At 61.5% G+C, this 20,541-nt stretch carries 13 protein-coding genes; 11 read left to right on the forward strand and 2 right to left on the reverse strand.

The window, feature by feature from the left end; genetic code table 11:
* Positions 1-134 precede the first annotated feature (134 nt).
* From speD to ACMKFF_RS01915, 10 genes are all read left to right on the forward strand, one after another.
* Positions 135-899 carry an adenosylmethionine decarboxylase gene (speD, locus tag ACMKFF_RS01870; RefSeq protein WP_349135194.1) on the forward strand — a complete coding sequence of 255 codons (765 nt, stop codon included), beginning with the start codon at positions 135-137 and terminating at the stop codon, positions 897-899.
* Between the two features lies 1 nt (position 900).
* Positions 901-2,361: an aminotransferase class I/II-fold pyridoxal phosphate-dependent enzyme gene (locus ACMKFF_RS01875; RefSeq protein ID WP_417325337.1), complete on the forward strand. Its 1,461-nt coding sequence runs from the start codon at positions 901-903 to the stop codon at positions 2,359-2,361.
* 4 nt (positions 2,362-2,365) lie between these two features.
* Complete coding sequence (gene speE / locus ACMKFF_RS01880; RefSeq protein ID WP_349135196.1) at positions 2,366-3,223, forward strand: polyamine aminopropyltransferase; 858 nt, start codon at positions 2,366-2,368, stop codon at positions 3,221-3,223.
* 12 nt (positions 3,224-3,235) lie between these two features.
* Positions 3,236-4,495 carry a saccharopine dehydrogenase family protein gene (locus ACMKFF_RS01885; protein ID WP_367927533.1) on the forward strand — a complete coding sequence of 420 codons (1,260 nt, stop codon included), beginning with the start codon at positions 3,236-3,238 and terminating at the stop codon, positions 4,493-4,495.
* On the forward strand, positions 4,492-5,604 hold the full coding sequence (nspC, locus tag ACMKFF_RS01890) for a carboxynorspermidine decarboxylase (RefSeq protein WP_419495861.1): 1,113 nt from the start codon (positions 4,492-4,494) through the stop codon (positions 5,602-5,604). The genes ACMKFF_RS01885 and nspC overlap by 4 nt, the downstream gene beginning before the upstream one ends.
* Before the next feature lie 40 nt (positions 5,605-5,644).
* Entirely contained in the window at positions 5,645-6,358 is a 714-nt protein-coding gene (locus ACMKFF_RS01895; protein ID WP_419495862.1) for an N-acetylmuramoyl-L-alanine amidase, read from the forward strand.
* Positions 6,345-7,724, forward strand: coding sequence for a DNA repair protein RadA (gene radA / locus ACMKFF_RS01900; RefSeq protein ID WP_419495863.1), 1,380 nt, complete (start codon positions 6,345-6,347; stop codon positions 7,722-7,724). Before ACMKFF_RS01895 ends, radA begins: the two co-directional genes overlap by 14 nt.
* A 181-nt stretch (positions 7,725-7,905) precedes the next feature.
* Positions 7,906-8,916: a sugar-transfer associated ATP-grasp domain-containing protein gene (locus ACMKFF_RS01905; protein WP_419495864.1), complete on the forward strand. Its 1,011-nt coding sequence runs from the start codon at positions 7,906-7,908 to the stop codon at positions 8,914-8,916.
* Positions 8,917-8,932: 16 nt separating this feature from the next.
* Complete coding sequence (locus ACMKFF_RS01910; protein WP_349135202.1) at positions 8,933-9,640, forward strand: coenzyme F420-0:L-glutamate ligase; 708 nt, start codon at positions 8,933-8,935, stop codon at positions 9,638-9,640.
* 77 nt (positions 9,641-9,717) lie between these two features.
* Positions 9,718-10,218 carry an amidase domain-containing protein gene (locus tag ACMKFF_RS01915; protein WP_419495865.1) on the forward strand — a complete coding sequence of 167 codons (501 nt, stop codon included), beginning with the start codon at positions 9,718-9,720 and terminating at the stop codon, positions 10,216-10,218.
* Here the strand turns inward: ACMKFF_RS01915 and ACMKFF_RS01920 are convergent.
* Together ACMKFF_RS01920 and ACMKFF_RS01925 are read right to left on the reverse strand one after the other, a co-directional pair.
* Complete coding sequence (locus tag ACMKFF_RS01920; protein WP_419495866.1) at positions 10,167-10,826, reverse strand: HAD family hydrolase; 660 nt, start codon at positions 10,824-10,826, stop codon at positions 10,167-10,169. The genes ACMKFF_RS01915 and ACMKFF_RS01920 overlap by 52 nt on opposite strands.
* Positions 10,804-11,811 (reverse strand): tyrosine recombinase XerC, encoded by a 1,008-nt coding sequence (locus tag ACMKFF_RS01925; protein WP_419495867.1) that lies wholly within the window; start codon positions 11,809-11,811, stop codon positions 10,804-10,806. The genes ACMKFF_RS01920 and ACMKFF_RS01925 overlap by 23 nt, the downstream gene beginning before the upstream one ends.
* 1,503 nt (positions 11,812-13,314) lie before the next feature.
* Between ACMKFF_RS01925 and ACMKFF_RS01930 the strand changes: the two genes are divergently transcribed.
* Complete coding sequence (locus ACMKFF_RS01930; RefSeq protein ID WP_419495868.1) at positions 13,315-20,472, forward strand: leucine-rich repeat protein; 7,158 nt, start codon at positions 13,315-13,317, stop codon at positions 20,470-20,472.
* The last annotated feature ends 69 nt before the right edge of the window (positions 20,473-20,541 follow it).

The following is a 20,541-nucleotide window of genomic DNA, read 5'->3' on the forward strand; positions in this document are numbered from 1 at the left end:
ATATAGACTCTGAAACCTGTCATTTTTGTCCTGCTGCGGCGGCGCGAGATCGCGTCCGCCGGGAATGCGCTATGCGGCAAGTGAGGGGTTCACTTGCCGTTTTTTGATCTTTCCGGGGAAATGGGGGAGCTTCCATGGAGAATAAGCTGAAGCTTTATGGGTTCAATAACCTGACAAAGGCGCTGAGCTTTAACATTTACGACGTCTGCTATGCCAAGACCGAGCGCGAGCAGCAGAAGTATATTGCCTATATCGATGAGCAGTATAATTCCGACCGCCTCGTGAAGATCCTGACGAACGTCTCGCAGATGATCGGCGCAGAGGTTCTGAATATTTCCAAGCAGGATTATGATCCGCAGGGCGCTTCCGTCACGCTGCTTCTGGCCGAGGATGCCGCCATCAAGCGCGCAGACAGCCGACTTGTGCTTGGCCATCTGGATAAAAGCCATGTGACAGCGCACACCTACCCAGAATACCACCCCGAGACCTGCATCGCTACGTTCCGCGTGGACATCGATGTGGAGACCTGCGGGGAGATCACGCCGCTTTCTACTCTGGATTATCTAATCGGCAGCTTCGATTCCGACATCATCACGCTGGATTACCGCGTGCGTGGCTTTACGCGTGACGTGTCCGGAAAAAAGCTGTTTATCGACCATGACATCACGTCGATCCAGGACTATATCGACGCCAAAATTCTGGCACGTTACGATGCCATCGACATCAACGTCTATCAGGCGAACCTCTTCCACACGAACATGCTCATCAAAGAGCTGGATCTGCAGAACTACCTGTTCAACGTGGATGCCAACGAGCTTCCGCCTCAGACCCGGCTGGACATCAGCTCCAGTCTGCGGCGCGAAATGATCGAGATCTTCAGCGGAAGGAACATCTATTGATATGGAAAACCAGCTTTCTCAGGCACGCGCGCCGATCTTCGAGGCTTTGCGTGCCTTTTCCAAAGAGCGCGTCGTTCCGTTCGATGTGCCGGGCCACAAGCACGGGAAGGGGAATCCGGAGCTGACAGAGTTCCTCGGGCAGGCCACAATGGATGCCGACGTCAACTCCATGAAGCCGCTCGACAACCTCTGCCACCCGGTGTCCGTCATCCACGACGCCGAGGTGCTGGCTGCGCAAGCCTTCGGTGCAGCACATGCTTTCTTCATGGTCAGCGGAACGACCGGCTCCGTGCAGGCCATGATCCTGAGCGTGTGCAAAAGGGGCGACAAGATCATCATGCCGCGCAATGTGCACCGCAGTGCCATCAATGCGCTCGTGCTGTGCGGTGCCGTGCCGGTCTATGTTAATCCGGGCGTCGATCCGCAGCTCGGCATCGCGCTGGGCATGTCGCTTGCCGACGTGGAGCGCGCCATCGAGGCCAATCCGGACGCGAAGGCTGTCCTCGTGAACAATCCGACGTATTACGGCGTCTGCTCTGATCTGCGAAGCATCGTGAAGCTGGCCCACGCACACGGCATGCGCGTGCTGGCGGACGAAGCTCACGGTACGCATTTCTCGTTTTCGGACGCGCTGCCCGTTTCCGCCATGGCGGCGGGGGCGGATATGGCGGCCGTCAGCATGCACAAGTCCGGCGGCAGCCTGACGCAGAGCTCCATGCTGCTCATCGGTCCTGCCATGAGCGAGGGCTATGTCCGCGCCGTGATCAACCTGACACAGACGACAAGCGCGTCGTACCTGCTGCTGGCAAGCCTGGACATTTCGCGCCGGAATCTGGCCCTGCGCGGGCAGGAGACCATGGCGCGCGTCGCTGCGCTGGCGGAATATGCCCGCGCGGAGATCAACGCCATCGGCGATTACGATGCGTTCTCCAAAGAGCGCATCAACGGAACGAGCTTTTTCGACTTCGACATCACGAAGCTGTCCGTCCACACGCTCGGGCTCGGCCTGGCCGGGATCGAAGTCTATGATCTGCTGCGCGACGAATACGGCATCCAGATCGAGTTCGGCGACATCGGCAATATTCTGGCCTATGTGTCCGTCGGCGACCGCGAGCGCGAGATCGAGCGCCTCGTCAGCGCCATGGCCGATCTGCGCCGCCGCTTCAGGCGCACCGGTACGGCCGGTATGCTGACACAGGAATACATTCCGCCGCAGGTCGTGCTTTCCCCGCAGGACGCGTTCTACGGCCGGAAGGTCCGTCTGCCGCTGGAGCAATGCGAGGGCCGCGTCTGCGGCGAGTTCGTCATGTGCTATCCGCCCGGCATCCCCATCCTTGCGCCGGGCGAGCGCATCACGCGCGACGTACTGGACTATATCACCTATGCCAAGGCCAAGGGCTGCAACCTGACCGGCCCGGAGGACCTGCACACCGAATACCTGAACGTGCTGACAAAGGAGTGAGACAATGGAGCTTTGGTTTACGGAGCGGCATACGCCGTATGTGAATTTTTCCATCAAGGTCGAGCGCCAGCTCTATACGGCGCAGAGCGAATTCCAGCGGATCGACGTGTTCGAGTCGCGGGAATTCGGCCGCTTCCTGACGCTTGACGGCTATATGATGCTGACGGAGAAGGACGAGTTCATCTATCATGAGATGATCACGCACATCCCCATGGCCGTCCACCCGAATCCCGAGAACATCCTCGTCATCGGCGCGGGCGACGGCGGCGTCGTGCGCGAGCTGACGCGCTATCAGTCGCCGAAGTGCATCGACCTCGTCGAGATCGACGAGCTGGTCATCGAGGTCTGCCGCAAGTATCTGCCGAAGACGGCCTGCCGTCTCGACGACCCGCGCGTGCATATCCATATTGCGGACGGGCTGAAGTTCATCCGCTCCTGCGAGAACAAATACGACCTCATCATCGTGGACTCCACGGACCCGTTCGGCCCCGGTGAGGGCCTGTTCACAAAGGAATTCTACGGCAGCTGCTATAATGCCCTGCGCGAGGACGGCATCATGGTCAATCAGCACGAAAGCCCGTTCTATGCCGCCGATGCGGCCGCCATGCAGCGTGCGCACAAGCGCATCGTGGAATGCTTCCCCATCAGCCGCGTCTATCAGGCGCATATCCCGACGTATCCGTCCGGCCATTGGCTGTTCGGCTTTGCCTCGAAGAAATACCATCCCGTCACGGACTTCAATCCGACGGCCTGGACGCTTCTTGGCCTTTCTACCCGCTATTACAATGCGAAGCTGCACCGCAGCGCCTTCTCCCTGCCGACGTATGTCGAGGAGCTGCTGCGCGATGTGGAGCCGCAATAAGGAGAGATCATTATGGCAAAATTACTGGTCATTGGCTGCGGCGGCGTTGCACAGGTCGCCATTCAGAAGTGCTGTCAGAATGACGGCCTGTTTACGGAGCTCGTGCTCGCCAGCCGCACAAAGGCGAAGTGCGACGCCCTCAAGGAAAAGCTCGCCGGGAAGACGAAGACCGTCATCTCCACGGCCGAGGTCGACGCCGATAACGTCGCCGCGCTGTGTGTGCTCATCCGCGACGTCCGCCCGGATGCCGTGCTGAATCTGGCCCTGCCGTATCAGGACCTTTCCGTGATGGAGGCCTGCCTCGAGTGCGGCGTGGACTATATCGACACCGCGAACTACGAGCCGGAAAACACCGACGATCCCGCATGGCGCGAGATCTACGAAAAGCGCTGCAAGGAGCTGGGCTTCTCCGCCTACTTTGACTATTCGTGGCAGTGGGCCTATGACGAGCGCTTCCGCAAGGCCGGTCTGACGGGCCTGCTCGGCACCGGCTTTGACCCGGGCGTCACGTCCGTGTTCGTCGCCTATGCCAAGAAGCACTATTTTGACGAGATCCACACCATCGACATCCTCGACTGCAACGGCGGCGACCACGGCTATCCCTTCGCCACGAACTTCAACCCGGAGGTCAACCTCCGCGAGGTCTCTGCGCCCGGCTCCTACTGGGAGGACGGCCATTGGATCGAGATTCCCGCCATGTCCATCCACCGCGAGTATGATTTCCCACAGGTCGGCAGGAAGGACATGTATCTGCTGCACCACGAGGAGATCGAGGCGCTGGCCCGCAACCTGCCGGAGGTCAAGCGCATCCGCTTCTTCATGACATTCGGTCAGAGCTATCTGACGCATATGAAGTGCCTTGAGAACGTCGGCATGCTCTCGACGACGCCGGTCGAATTCAACGGTCAGCAGATCGTCCCCATCCAGTTCCTCAAGACGCTGCTGCCGGACCCGGCTTCGCTCGGCCCGCGCACCGTCGGCAAGACGAACATCGGCTGCATCATCACCGGCGTCAAGGATGGCAAGGAGAAGACCATCTATATCTACAATGTCTGCGATCATCAGGAGTGCTATAAGGAGCTCGGCTGCCAGGCTGTTGCCTATACGACGGGCGTTCCGGCCATGATCGGCGCCGCCATGGTGCTCTCCGGGCAGTGGAGCAAGAAGGGCGTCTACACGACCGACGAGTTCGACCCCGATCCCTATATGCAGATGCTGAATGAATACGGCCTGCCCTGGGTCGTGGAGGAGAACCCCGAGACCGTCGCATGAACACGCCGTATTACCTGATCGACGAGGCCGCTCTGCGCCGGAACCTTGAAATTCTCCGCGGTGTGCGCGAGCGCACAGGCTGCAAAATTCTGCTGGCGCAGAAGGCGTTCTCCATGTTCGCCGTCTATCCGATCATCGCGGAATATCTCGACGGCGCGACGGCCAGCGGCCTTTTTGAGGCCCGGCTGGCGGCCGAGGAGCTGCAGGGCGAAAACCATGTGTTCTCCGCCGCCTACCGCGCCGAGGATATCCCGGAGCTGGCCCGCCTGTGCGACCATGTCGTGTTCAACTCCTGCGCCCAGCTTCGCGCCTACGCGCCGCAGGTCCTCGCTGCCGGGAAGCAGGCCGGTCTGCGCATCAATCCCGAGTGCTCCACACAGGAGGGCCACGCGATCTATGACCCCTGCGGCGAAAAGTCCCGCCTCGGCGTTACCCGGGCGCAGTTCGACCCCGAGGTGCTGCCGCTGCTCAGCGGTCTACACTTCCACACGCTCTGCGAGCAGGATTCCGATGCGCTGGAGACGACGCTGGACGCCGTCGAGGCACGCTTCGGCGAGTTTTTCCCCGGACTGCGCTGGCTGAATTTCGGCGGCGGGCACCACATCACCCGGCCGGGCTATGACATTCCGCGGCTCGAGCGCTGCATCGACCGCATCCAGCAGCGCTATGGGCTGCAGGTCTATCTGGAGCCGGGCGAGGCCGTCGCGCTGAACGCAGGCATCCTGCGCTGCACCGTGCTCGATATCGTTGAAAACGGCGGAAAGATCGCCATTCTGGATACGTCCGCCGCCTGCCATATGCCGGATGTGCTGGAGATGCCATACCGTCCGCCGCTGCGCGGCAGCGGCCTGCCGGGGGAAAAGGCCTATTCCTACCGCCTCGGCGGACCGACGTGTCTGGCAGGGGACATCATCGGGGATTATTCCTTTGACCGTCCGCTGGCCGTCGGCTATGTGCTGGAATTCGGCGACATGGCCATTTATTCCATGGTGAAGAACAACACATTCAACGGCATGCCGCTCCCGTCCATCGCGCTTCGCACTTTGGACGGCACGGAGCGCTGCATCCGCAGCTTCGGCTACGAGGATTTCAAGCAGCGCCTGTCATAAATTTTCCGCACCCGCATAGAGTCGAATGGGGGTGTTCGGAATGAAGAACTGGATCAAACCCGCCGGGCTCTATGCGCTGGTCTGCGCGGCGGCACTGCTGTCTGCGATGGCGCTCTCCCGCGTGGGGAGCGCCGTTGCCGTATTTTCCCGGGAAACCGGGACGACCGTCGTTGTGGATGCCGGGCACGGTGGAGAGGACGGCGGGACGCTGTCCTGCACCGGCGTGCGGGAGAGCGGCCTCAATCTGGAGATCGCGCTGCGCGTGAACGACCTGTTTGCCCTCCTCGGGCAGAGGACGCGTATGCTGCGCACACAGGATGTATCGCTGCACGACACAGACGCTGCGACGATCGCGGCGCGCAAGGCGTCCGATATCCGGGCGCGCGTCCGCCTGACGGAGGAAACGTCGAAGGCCGTGCTCCTGAGCATCCATCAGAATCATTTTCCGGAGTCAAAATACCGCGGCGCGCAGGTGTTTTATGCCGCCGCAGACGGCAGCCGCGCACTGGCGGAACGGCTGCAGACCTTACTTGGCACGCAGCTTGATCCGGGCAATCACCGGGCCTGCAAAAAAGCGGGGGAGATCTACCTTCTGAAGCATGTGAGCTGCCCTGCTGTGCTCGTGGAGTGCGGTTTCCTGTCCAACCCGGCGGAGGAGGCCCTGCTGCGCACGCCGGAATATCAGAAGAAGCTTGCGGCAGTTCTGTGCTGCGGCATGCTGGAATTTCTGGAGGAACCCTATGAAAGCTGCTAAGACCGTTTTTCTCTGCTCGAACTGCGGCAACGAGACGCCGCGGTGGCAGGGCCGCTGCCCGTCCTGCGGGCAGTGGAACACGCTGGAGGAATATACCCCGCCGCAGGCCGCCGCGCCGTCCCGCAGCAGTCTCTCCAACCGAACGTCCGCCGCGCGCGGTGTCGGCGTGCAGCCGAAGCGCCTGAACGAGGTGACGAGCGGGGAGGAGCTGCGCTTCGGGACCGGCCTGTCCGAGCTGGACCGGGTGCTGGGCGGCGGCGCGGTGCGCGGGTCGCTCGTGCTCGTGAGCGGCGCACCGGGCATCGGCAAATCCACACTGCTGCTGCAGATCTGTGCGCAGATCTGCCGGGAGCAGACGATCCTCTATGTCTCCGGCGAGGAGAGCGAGAACCAGCTCAAGCTCCGCGCCGAGCGCCTCGGCGTGCAGTCCGACGCGCTGTGGCTGCTGTGCGAGACGAGTCTGGACGAAATTCTGGCCGCGGCCGAACGTATGCAGCCCGGCCTTCTCATCGTTGACTCCATCCAGACGCTCTACACGGAGGACAAGACGTCCTCGCCCGGCAGCATCGCGCAGGTGCGCGACTGCACCATGCGCCTGATGCAGTATTCCAAGCGCTGCGGCGTGACGGTGTTCGTCGTCGGCCACATCAACAAGGAGGGCGCGATCGCCGGACCGAAGGTGCTCGAGCACATGGTCGACTGCGTCCTGTATTTCGAAGGCGAGGAGCACACGACCTACCGTCTGCTGCGCGCGGCGAAGAACCGCTTCGGCTCCACAAACGAGATCGGCGTGTTTGAAATGGATGACCGCGGCCTGCGCGAGGTCCCGAATCCCTCGGAGCTGCTGCTGGCCGGGCGGCCGCTTGGCACGCCGGGCACCTGCGTCGCCTGCGTGATGGAGGGCACGCGCCCGGTCCTTGCCGAGGTGCAGGCGCTCGTATGTCAGACAACCTACAACATGCCGCGCCGCACGAGCAACGGCTATGACTATAACCGTGCCGCCATGCTGCTGGCCGTGCTGGAAAAGCGCGGCGGCCTGCGGTTCGGCTCGGCGGACGTCTACCTGAACGTCATCGGCGGCCTGCGGCTGGACGAGCCTGCGGCCGATCTGGCCATCGCCATCGCCGTCGCCTCCGCCGCGCTGGACAAGCCTGCGCCCGACACGCTCGCCGCCATCGGCGAGGTCGGCCTGACCGGTGAGATCCGTGCCGTCAACCAGCTCAATCAGCGCCTGTCCGAGCTGCACCGGCTCGGCTTCACGCGCTGCCTCATCCCGCGCAGCGGCACGCAGAGCCTCCGCGCACCGGAGGGACTGGAGCTGCTGCGGGTGCGCAATATTCGCGAGGCCATGGCCGTCGCCCTCTAGACAAAACCGAATACGCCTGCGATCGCTCCGGCGGAACCGTCCTGCCGGAGCGATATTTTTGGGCAAAAACGCCGGGATATGCGCCGGGGCAGCCGGGAAACCGTCAAAATAACAGTAGATTTTTTCTGAGAATTATTGTATGATATTGCTTTGGAAAGAATACTGACGGGAGGGGAATCATATGCCCGGGATCAAATATATCACCCGCGTGCTGCGCGGCGTCCGCTTTGAAAAGCTGAACTACGTCATGGGCGTTGTCAAGCAGAAGAGCGGCCACAGCAAGGCGCGCACATTCTGCGACATTCTCTGGTGCGCGGCGCGCTACGGCGCAGGGTACTATGACTATGTGATGTTCGGCTTCTACGACATGAACGGCAAGCAGCGCGACACCTATCTGACGCGCGTGCGAAACAAAAAGGTCTGCGAGCTGATGAATCAGCCCGGCTATGGTGATGAGTTCGATGATAAGCTCCGCTTCAATGTCCGCTTTGCCGATTTCCTCGGCCGCCGGACGCTGAATGCCGCCGCGGCAACGCCGGACGAGCTGTCCGCATTCCTGCAGGGGCTCGACTGCTTCTTCGCCAAGCCGAGCCGCGGCACCTGCGGCAACGGCATCGAGAAGCTCCGCACGGCGGACTGGCCGGATGCGGAGAAGCTGCTGGCCTATCTGAAGGAAAAGGGCCTCGACGTGCTGGAGGAGCCGCTTGCGCAGCATCCGGATATGGCGAAGCTGCACCCGCAATCCGTCAACACCATGCGCATCGTCACGGACCGTGTCGGCGACACCGTACACATTGCCTATATCGTGCTGAAGATCGGCAGGGGAGACGGCTTCTGCGACAACTCCGGGCAGGGCGGCGTCATCTGTCGCGTGGACGAGAAGACCGGTAAGATCTGCTCCGTCGCAACGGACGATTATTTCAACGTCTACGAGACGCATCCGGACACCGGCATCCGCTTCGAGGGCTATCAGCTCCCGATGGTACAGGAGGCCGTGGCTTTTGCCAGGAAGGCCGCGCTCGTCGTGCCGCAGATCTGCCACGTCGGCTGGGATGTTGCCGTCACGCCGGACGGCCCCGTGCTCATCGAGGGCAACGATTACCCCGGAACGGATCTGTGCCAGCTTGCGCCGCACTATCCGGAGAAGCAGGGCCTCTGGCCGTATTACAAGGAAATTCTGAATATCAAATAAATAGGGAGCATTCGTCATGGAACAAGAGCTGCACCCCAATGCGGGGAAAAACGACATCATTGAGGTCGACGGCGTGCGCTATCAGCGCCTGCCCATCAAGACCCACCTGATCACGGATAAGGACAACATCCTTGACGTGGCCGAGAAGTACGGCAAGCCCGTGCTGTCCAAGCCCGGCGACGTGCTGTTCATCTCGGAAAAGTGCGTGGCCTGCACGCAGCGCCGCGCCATTCCGCTTGCGGACATCAAGCCGCGCAAGCTGGCCTATAAGCTCAGCGCCCATGTCACCAAGACGCCGCACGGCATCGGCCTCGGCATGCCCGAGACGATGGAAATGGCCCTGCGCGAGGTCGGCTCGCTGCGCATCCTGTTTGCGGCCGCCATCTCTGTCATCGGCAAGAAGATTTTCCGCAAGAAGGGCTGGTTCTACGCCGTGGCCGGTTACCGCGCCCGCTCCATCGACGGCCCGTGCCACAACACGATCCCGCCGTACAACCACTATGTCGTCCTCGGTCCGCTGAAGCCGGATCAGGTCGCAAAGGACATTGCTGCGCGCGTCGGCTATGACGTCGCCATCGTCGATATCAACGACCTCGAGGGCCAGATCCTCGGCGCTTCCTCCAAGGCCGTGAACAAGAAGCTCTATGCCCGCATTCTGAAGGACAATCCGCTCGGTCAGGACGACCAGCAGACCCCGATGGGCATCATCCGCCGCGTGGACTGATCTCCCGCCTGCACGAAAAACAGCTCCGGCACATAGACTGTGTCGGAGCTGAAATTATGCGTGCGGAGGGGATCGGAATGGACTTTTCCCGGGAAAGGGCGCAGGCCTATGCGCACCGCTGGGCCTTTGGGCGGAATCCGGAGTATCTCGCCTTTGACCGGCTCGGCGGAGATTGCACGAGCTTTGTTTCGCAGTGCCTGCTGGCAGGCGGCGCGCCGGAGGACCCGACGCCGCTGTGGGGCTGGTATTACCGTTCCGGGAACGACAAGGCGCCTGCCTGGAGCGGCGTCGAGCCGTTCTGGCGCTTTTTCACGCGCTCCGACCGCAAAGACGGCCTGCGCGGCGTAGAATGCGGCCCGGAAGATCTGCAGCCGGGCGATGTCATCCAGCTCAGCTTCGATGGGCGGCGTTATGCGCACTGCCTGCTCGTTGTGGGAACGGGGCGGCAAATTCTCGTCTGCGCCCACGATGAGGACAGCGATTTCCGCCCATTATCCACCTATGAACGGCAGAAGACCCGCTTCCTTCACTGGATGCTGCCGTCCAGCAGCGCCTTGCCGAGCGCCTCCGGCGAGTGATAGATCGTCTGCGCCCCGGCTGCGCGCAGCTCGGCCTCCGTGCGGAAGCCCCAGCCGACCGTGGCGCAGGGGAGACCGGAATTCCTCGCAGTCTGCAGATCGACCTCGGAGTCGCCGAGATAGATCGCATCGTCCGCCGTGCTGCCGAGCCGCTGCAGTGCCGCGAGGACCATATCCGGCGCGGGCTTTTTGGAACAGGCAGGGGATTCGCCGACCGCAACGTCGATGATGCCGTCAAAATACAGCGTGCGGATGAGCTGCACGGCCGGATCGGCCTTGTTTGAGACGATGGCCATGCGGAAGCCCGCCTGCTGCAGGCGCTGCAGCAGCTCCGGAATGCCGGGATAGGGGACGGTCTTGTTGTGATAGTTTTCGCAGTAGTGCGCCTTCATGCACGCCAGCGCACGCTCGATCTCGGCCTCGGAGCTGCCCTGCGGTACGGCGCGGGTCAGCAGCATTTTCAGACCATTTCCGACAAACCGCCGGACCTCCTCCAGCGAGCGCTCCGGATAGCCATAGGTCCGCAGCGCAAAATTCGTGCTGTCGCGCAGGTCCTCCAGCGTGTTCAGCAGCGTGCCGTCGAGGTCAAATAACAGGGTCTTTCTCATGATGTGTCTCCTTCGGAGCCGGACGCGAGAGGGGATTGGCCTCTGCGGCGATCTTCAGCTCGGTATTTTCGATGTGGGTGTAAATCTCCGTCGTGTTCAGGTGCTCGTGGCCAAGCACCTCCTGCACCGTTCTGAGGTCCACGCCGTTTGCGACCATCAGCGTGGCGGCGGTGTGGCGCAGCTTGTGCGCGGAGTATTGCTCCGGGTCCAGCCCGGCCGCCAGCATGTGCTTTTTGACCAGACGGTGCACGGCCGTCACGCTCAGACGCCTGTGGTCACGGGAGCCGAACAGCGCCCGATCGTCATCCAGAACGATTTTGTTGCGTTCGGGAAGGTAGGAATCCAGCGCCTCACGCGTCGTTTCGCCGAAATAGACGAAGCGCTCCTTGTTTCCTTTGCCTGTTACGCGAATTCGATCGTTGTATACGTCATTTCGATTTAAGCCCACCAGCTCCGCGCGGCGGATGCCGCAGTTCAGAAACAGCATCAGGATCGCATAGTCGCGTGCCCGGTTCGGCCCGTCGACCGCAGCGAGCAGACGGCGGCTTTCCTCGAGCGTCAGATACTTCGGCAGCGCACGGCGCATACGCGGGTATTCGATGTCCTGCGCGGGATTCTCGTCGAGCAGCTTCGTGCGGGTGGTCAGATATTTGAAAAACGACTTGATGGCCGAAAGCTTCCGCGCGCGTGCCGACGCACCGAGGCCGGTGCCGTCCTGTGTCCTGCGTTCGCGGGCCAGATAGCTCAGGAAGTCGAAGATATCGTTCGTCGTCACGCTTCGCAGAAATTCGACATCGACGCACCGGACGGAGATCGTCTCCAGATCGGTGTCGATCGGCATTTCGCTACGCATGAGCACAAGGAACCGCAGGAACATCCGCAGGTCCAGATGATATTCGTCGATGGTCTTGGGCGACTGGCCCTTGATGGTCTCGTGGTACGCCAGAAATTGCCGCAGGATCTCCGGAGTATCCGGATCGATCATAATAACACCTCCAAACAGGCGCCGGGACCGGAAAACCGGCATTCGGCTTTGTATGCCTCTATTATAGCATATCTCTGTCTCAAACGCAACAAAATTTTTATTTTGTTGCGTTCGTTCATTTCAACTGTTCGCGAGAATTCGGGACAGCATTCCGGCCGCCTCCGGTTGCTGCCGCTCTCCCTTCCGGCTGCGGGATCGTGCCCGCTGCGGCGTGAGCCTGAGCAATTCCGGAATCCGTTCGACCGGCTATCCGCAAGCTCGCAGGCCTCTCCATGAGCGCCCGATTTGTGCTTGGGGCTTGACGCCCGAACCGCGCTCTGGTATACTATAGCTGCAGACAGCGTATGACCACCGGGGAATTGGACCCCGGCCCCCCAGCGCGGTCTCCCGGGAGGTCTTCGGAATGCGAATACTGATTTGCGCCATTCGGGTTGCAGGTATTCCGCTTATAGCCGGAGGCCTCCTTCTTTTACAGCGCAGATACCCCGGCGATGGCCGGACCGGTATCTGCGTTCTTTTTATGCATTTTATACAGGAATTATATTCAGTTTTGAGTCTTGTTTTGGCGGGAAATGGTGGAAAATCCCCGGATTCCCCTGCCGATTTCTTTCATTTCTCCGTTTCAAGGTTATTTTTATGTTAAATCTTTCCATCCCCTCTTGACAAAAGGACTACTTCCCTGCTAAACTAGGTCAATAACTAACTGATATTTCGCGCACGCGTAATACACGCGTAATATCAGGAAAAGAAAAAGGGAGGTAACCAAATGAAAGCAAGATTTCAACGCGCGCTGGCGCTCCTGCTGGTGCTGGTACTGACGCTGGGGTGCATCCCGGCCGTATCCGCCGTGCAGCCGGATGAGCCGGTCGTTAACCCGGAACCGGCTGAGGAAGCGGCACAGCTTCCGGAGGGCTCCGATCTCGGCGCGATCCTGCAGGGAAGCAAGGACGCAGAGCTCGAAGCGCTGCAGCCGGAGACCCCGAAGGACACCGATCTTGTCCGCGTCATCGTGGAGCTCGACGCTCCCGCCCTGACGGAGCAGAGCGGCATGTTCGCAGGAAAGGCTCTGACGGATGCGGGCCGCACAGCGCAGCAGAACGCCATTGCGGCACAGGAGCAGGTCGAAGCGAAGATTGCCGAGGCCGCACCGGAGGCTTCCGTGCGCTATTCCTATTCTCTCCTGCTCAACGGTATTGCGCTGGAATGCGCCTATGGCCATATCGCGGAACTGGAAGCTCTGCCGGGCGTCAAGGCAGTCCATATGGTGCAGACCTATGAGCTCCCTACGGAGCCGAAGGTTACCTCCGGCGGCGGCATGATCGGCGCGCCGACAGCCTGGAATCTCGGCATGGACGGCTCCGGCATGGTCGTCGCCGTGCTGGACACCGGTCTTGACACCGACCACGCGGCCTTTGCCGTCGATCCCAAGTCGCCTGCCGTCGTGCGGGGCGACATCGATGAGATTCTTTCCGCAGACACGCTGCAGGCGCAGCGCCTTGTTATGTGTTCGACTATGCCGATCACGACACGGACGTCAACCATCACGGCGGCTCCGACCACGGCACGCACGTTGCCGGTATCGTTGCAGCCAACCCCGCGGACGGCAGCGTCACCGGCGTTGCGCCGCAGGCTCAGCTCATGATCCTGAAGGTCTTCCCGGACAGCAGCACCGGCGCAAACTCCGATGATATCCTTGCCGCGCTGGAAGACTGCGTCACGCTCGGCGTCGACGTCGTGAACCTCTCGCTCGGCTCCCCCGCCGGCTTTACTTACCGCAGCGACCTGCTGAGCACGATGGAGGTCTATGACCGTTTGGCCAAGGCCGGCATCATCGTTGCGGCGGCCGCAGGCAACGAATACTCCGCCGCCTATAAGAACCTGTGGGGCACGGACCTGTCGCTGACGTCCAACCCGGACTACGGCATCGTCGGCTCCCCGAGCTCCTATTCCCAGACCCTGTCCGTGGCGAGCGCCGACAACGTGACCGTCCGCAGTGCCTACTTTGAAGCGGCCGGACGCAAGATCACGTTCACGGATACGGCCACGACGAACAACCCCGAGGGCGGCTTCATCCGCGTGCTCGGCGGCAAGACGCTTGACTATGTCGTCGTGCCAGGCAGCGGCGAGGAGGCGGATTACGCCAACCTGAATGTCAAGGGCAAGGTCGTGCTCGTCAGCCGCGGCGTTACGACGTTTGCGGAAAAGCACGAAATGGCCCACGCCAAGGGTGCGGCAGCCTGCATCGTCTATAACACCGAGGCGGGCATGATCAACATGAGCATCGACTCGTTCCCGATCCCTGCGATCTTTATCTCGCAGGCAGACGGTCAGGCAATGGTCGCAGCCGCCAAGGACGGCGTCGGGACGCTGACCGTTTCCAACTCGACCTATGACGCTCCCTCCGAGACGGGCGGCCAGCCCTCCTCGTTCTCGTCCTGGGGCTCGACGTCCCAGCTGGAGATCACGCCGGACATCATGGCTCCCGGCGGCAACATCTATTCTTCCCGCGACAACAATTCCTATGGCCTGATGTCCGGCACGTCCATGGCGACGCCGCATCTGGCGGGTGCCAGCGCACTGATGCTGGAGTACCTCCGCACGGCGGGCATCGAGGGCGACGCCATGACGCTGGCCTACGCGCTGATGATGAGCACGGCCGTCCCGGCCAAGGGCAGCAACGGCGTGACGGCGTCCCCGCGCAAGCAGGGCGCAGGTCTTGTGAACCTTGCCTCCGCTATGGCGACGAAGGCCTATCTGCAGGTCGAGGGCAAGGAGCGCCCGAAGCTGGAGCTCGGCGACGATCCCGACAAGACCGGTGAATATCAGATGACGTTCCGCGTGGTGAACTTCGGCACGGAGCCGCTGCAGTACGCCATCACCCCGACCGTCCTGACGGAAAACGCCGAAACGAAGGGCGATTACGGCAACGTACAGGTCTATTTTGCCACGCAGACCTCGCGCGATATCACGGCGCAGACGACGTGGACGACGAACTGCGCAAACAACGTTGTGACCGTTCCCGCCAAGGGCACGGCAGATGTGACCGTGACGGTCAAGCTCTCCGATGCGCTGCGCAAGGAGCTTACGGACACGTTTGAAAACGGCATTTACATTGAGGGCTACATTACCCTGAAGCAGCAGGCAACGGCCGAGGGCGTCACGGGCTGCGACCTTTCTATCCCCTACCTTGCCTTCTACGGCGACTGGGATCAGGCCCCGGTCATCGACATCGGCTACTACTGGCAGAAGCTGCAGGGCGAGCCGAACTGGGCCAGCCAGTATCTGAACTACGGCGGCAGCATGCTCTCCGGAACGGGCAGCTTCTATGTGTTCGGCGGCAACCCCTATGCGCCGGAGCTGGCCTACTATCCGGAGCACAATACGCTCTCTCCCCTGCGCACGGACGGCTATTATGACAAGGTCGACCTGATCTACACCGCTCTGCTTCGTAATGCAAAGTCCCTGACCTATCGCATTACGGACGCCAAAACTGGTGAGACCTATTACCGCAAGACGGTCGATTATGTCGGCAAGTCCGTCTATAATGCGAATTACGACACAATCCTCCCCGCGGGCTCCTTCACCTCGACGGCCATCGACCCGTGGTACGGCGTGGATTCGGCCGGTGAGATGCTGAAGGATGACACGACTGTCATCGTCTCCATTGACGCCGAGCTCGATCACGACGGCTTCACGGCGGCGCAGAACAAAAATGCCCACTGGGAGTTCCCCGTCACCATCGACAATACGCCCCCGCAGATCCTGTCTTCGACGTCCGACGGCGAGACGCTGACGCTCGAGGTCGCGGATTCCCGTTACCTTGCTTATGTGGAGGTCTATGACGTAGAGCACATGAACGTGTTCTCCGAGCCGGTCTTCAGCCAGGGCTACAGCAGCAAGACCCCCGGCGAGACCGCGACGGTCCGCGTGAACGTATCGAGCCTCAACAAGGTCTATGTCTGCCTTGCGGACTACGGACGCAATGAAAAGGTCGTCACGCTCGATGCCAAGACCGGCAAGCTCATCGAATCCTCGCAGTTTGAGTATTTTGAGAGCAATGGCGAGATCACCATCACTGGCTACACCGGCTCGGAGCTGGACGTCGTTATCCCGGACGAGATCGGCGGCTACCCCGTCACTGCCATTGCGGAGAAGGCCTTCCAGCTCAACAAGACCGTCCGCAGCTTCACGATTGGCAGCAAGATCCGCTCCATCGGCTCGTGTGCCTTTGCTCGCTGCGCTTCGCTGACAAACATTTACGTTGACCGCGCCAACCCGTACTACCAGTCCATTGACGGCGTGCTCTACAGCGGCGACGGCAAGACGCTCCTGTCGTATCCGACCGCCAAGGCCTACAGCAGCTATCCCGTGGCCAGCGGCACGGAGACCATCGGCGAGTATGCCTTCTTCCACAGCAAGGTGCAGACGATCTTCCTGCCGGATACCGTCAGCACCATCGGTGATTACGCCTTCTACTATGCAGGCGAGCTTTCGTCCATCAATTTCCCCACCGCTCTGACGAGCATCGGCGATTCCGCGTTCTTCGCCTGCCAGAGCCTGACGGCGGTGGATATTCCCGCTACGATCACGCAAATCGGCGAGTCCGCCTGGGCGGCCTGCACGAGCCTGCCCGCCATCACCGTTGCGGCAGAGAACCCGAACTACACCGCCGTAGACGGCGTGCTCTACACGAAGGATATGACCGTTCTGAAGGTCTATCCCTTCGCCAAGTCCGGCGTCACGTTCACCGTTCCGGACAGCGTCGTGGAGCTGGAGGCTTATGCCTTTGCCTACACCGGCATGCAGTCCATTGACGGCTGCGCAAGCCTGCGCGCGATCGGCGACAGTGCCTTCTATTCCTGCACTGCGCTCAAGTCCCTGCCGGATGCCCCGAAGCTTGAGACCATCGGCGAGCGTGCCTTCTATTCCTGCAAGGCTCTGACGAGCCTGTCCTTCCCGGACAGCATGCGTTCCATCGGCGAATACGCCTTTGCATGGTGCACCGCCGTCAAGACGTTCGACTCCGGTAACGGTCTGCAGGATACCGGCAAATACTCCGTCTATTACTGCACCGCGCTGACCACCGTTCGCCTCGGCAGCGGCATGAAGACGATTGGCGAGTATGCGTTCTATAAGTGCAGCAGGCTCGCCAATGTCGACTTCGGTACCTCGGTCCGTGAAATTGGTTCCTGCGCCTTCGGCGGCTGCTCGAAGATCACGGAAATCGTCCTGCCGGACAGCGTGGAGCTGGTCGAATCCGCTGCGTTCAACAGCTGCTCCACGGCGAAAACGCTCGTGCTGAGTCAGAACCTCCGCGAGATCGGTGCACGCGCCTTCATGGGTCTGAAGGGCATCAGCACCCTGACCATTCCGGACAGCGTGCAGAAGATCGGCAACTCCGCCTTCAACGGCCTGTCCAACCTGCTGGAGCTGCACCTGTCCGCCAAAACGCAGGAATACGGCAGCGGCGTGTTCAGCTCCGCCTCGAAGCTCCCGCGCGTGGAGCTGCCTGAGGGCATGACCGCCATCCCGGAGGAAATGTTCTCCAGCTGCAATGCGCTGACTGAGGTCGTCATCCCCTCTACCGTTACCCGCATCGAAAAGGGTGCGTTCCGCTCCTGCAAGAAGCTCGGCAATACGGAGCTGCCCGCCGGTCTGACCTACATCGGCGAATCGGCATTCTATTATGCCGCCATGACATCCGTGACCCTGCCCGCAGGCGTGACGGAAATTGGCGAGCGCAGCTTCTACAACATCACCGCGCTGACGGAATTCAATTTCAGCGAATCCCTCAAGACCATCGGCGATTTTGCCTTCTATGGCTGCGGAAAGCTGACCCGCATCGTCCTGCCGGATTCCGTGGAGTCCATCGGCACGTCCGCCTTTAACCGCTGCAGCTCCCTGCAGGAGGTTGTGTTCGGCAAGGGCCTTGCCTCCATCGGCAGCATGTGCTTTAACTACTGCCACAAGCTCGAGCGCTTTGTCGTGGACGAGGCGAACCCGAACTTCAAGGGCGTGGACGGCGTGCTCTACAACAAGAACGTCGATACGCTGGTCCTCTATCCGCAGGGCCGTCCGGATGCCTCCTTTACCATGCCGGAGACCGTGAAGCACATCGGCCCCTACGGCATCTATGAGCCGCAGCTGCTGCAGGCCGTCACCGTCTCCCCCATCCTTGAGACCATCGATGAGTTCGGTATGGCGGGCATCGCACTGACCGGCGTACTGAAGCTTCCCGCAACGATCACGAGCATCCACTTCAAGGCCTTCCAGTATGACGACGGCGTCACCGCCTTCGAGCTGCCGGAGAGCTGCGCGGCCTATGCCACGGTCGACGGCGTGCTCTATGACAAGGCTGTCACGCACCTGCTTGTCTACCCGGCAGGCCGCCCGGACGTCAGCTATGAGACGCCGGACACCGTCCGCACCGTCGGCAGCTACGCCTTCCACTCCTGCAAGTACCTCGAGAATATCCGCCTGACGGGCGTTGAAAAGCTCGAGGAGCGCGCATTCTCCACTGCGAAGGCACTGAAGCATATCGACCTGGCCAATTCCGTCCAGCTTATCGATACCTACGCCTGCGCCAATCTCAGCACGCTGACGTACCTCACCGGCACCGGCGCGCTGCGAGCCATCGGCGCAAACGCCTTCTCCAGCACGGGTCTGGAATTCGTGACTCTGCCCGCCATCGAGCTGCTCGGCCAGTATGCCTTCAGCTTCTGCAAGGACATGAAGCGCTGCGTCATCGGCAGCACGGTGCAGTCGATCTATGCCAGCGCGTTCAACTACTGCAAGGGCATGCATGAGGCCTACTTCCTCGGCGACCGTCCGGACAGCGTCGGCGCGAACATCTTTGCCAAGACTGCCAGCGATTTTACCATCTACTATGACGCAGCCAAGGCTGCGACGTGGGCGCCGTCCGGCGAGATCAAGTGGGGCGAATACCCCATCGCCCCGGCCACGTTCCACACCGTGCGCTTCCTCGATGTCGATCACAGCGTCCTGCTGGAGCAGCCCGTTGCCGAAGGTCATGCCGCCATGCTGCCGCCCGAGCCGCAGCGCGAGGAAGCCGCCTTCACCGGCTGGTCCGCAGACACGTCGAACGTGCAGCAGGATATGGACGTTCTGGCCCTGTATGACGGCCTGTCCGACAAGCTGACGGTCAACGTCATCGCCGGAGAGAACGGTACCGTCGATCCGCTCGGCGAGACGGCCTGCTTCTACGACGGCGAGCTGAAGCTCACGATCCAGCCGAACGAGGGCTATCACACCGACCGTGTGCTCGTAAACGGTGAGATCACCGCCTGCGAGGACAACACGCTCACGCTTGAGCACATCCGCAGCAATACGACGGTCACTGTCCTGTTCGCGCGCAACACCTACACCGTCAGCCTTGCAGACGGTCTGACCGGCAATGTCTTTACCGCGCTGCCCGTGGAATACGGCGAGGACGCCGTCCTGCCGGAGGTCACGCCGTGGCACGAGGGTTACCACTTCACCGGCTGGAGCGCAGACGGCAGAAACATCACCGCCGACTGCACCATTACGGCAAATTACGAGCAGAATTCCTACACCGTCCGCTTTGTGGACTATGACGGCACGGAGCTCTCCGTCCAGACCGTCCTGCATGGCGAGGCTGCGGAGCTGCCCGCTTCCCCGGCACGCGAGGGCTACACCTTCGTCGGCTGGAGCGGTGATGTCTCCGCCGTTACCTGTGATATGACCGTCACGGCCCTGTATGCGGTCAAGACCTGCACCGTCTTCTTCACGGATTGGAACGGCACGGTCCTGAAGACGCAGGAGGTCAGCTACGGCGAGGACGCCGAAGCGCCGCAGGCGCCGGCGCGTGAGGGCTACACCTTCACCGGCTGGAGCGGCGACTACACGAACGTCACCGAGAGCCGCATCCTCATGGCGCAGTATGAACGCCTGTCGTTCACGGTCCGCTTCGTGGACTACGACGGCACGGAGCTGTCTTCTCAGTCCGTATTCTGGGGCGAGGCTGCCGCAGCACCGGAGGCCCCGGCGCGCGAGGGCTACACCTTCACCGGCTGGGATGCCGACTTCTCGAACATCCGCAAGGACCTCACCGTCACGGCGCAGTACCGCTTCGTGCTGAGCTTCGCCGACGTGTCCGAGACGGACTGGTTCTGTGAGGACGTCCGCTGGGCCGTGGAGAACGGCATCTTCCAGGGCGTCGGAAACGGCCTGTTCGCACCGGAGCAGGCACTCACCCGCGGTCAGCTCGTCACGGTCCTGTACCGCATGGTCGGTTCTCCGGAGCCGAAGGCAGAGGCGAACTTCCGCGATGTCGCGGCTGACAGCTACTATGCCAAGGCTGTTGCCTGGGCCAACGAGAACGGCATCGTGCTCGGCATGGGCGACGGGACGTTTGATCCGGATTCCGCCGTCACGCGCGAGCAGATGGTCACGATCTTCTTCCGCTATGCCAAGTTCTGCGGCGTGAAGACCGAGGCCGGAACGCTCGATGCCTTCCGCGATGCTGCCAGCGTCAGCGATTATGCCCGCGAGGCCATGGGCTGGGCCGTGAAGGCCGGGCTCGTCAAGGGCGACGGACAGGATCTCATGCCGAAGGCAACGGCAAGCCGCGCACAGGCTGCCGCTATCCTGCATCGCTTCGCGGCTGTCGTGGAGAAATAAACGTGGCATTTCCCGCAAGCATATGATATAATGGGCACATAAACACATAGAGCCCCCGGCATTGCCGGG

The sequence above is a fragment of the Faecousia sp. genome, assembly GCF_048519415.1.
Lineage (GTDB): Bacteria > Bacillota > Clostridia > Oscillospirales > Oscillospiraceae > JAZOXB01.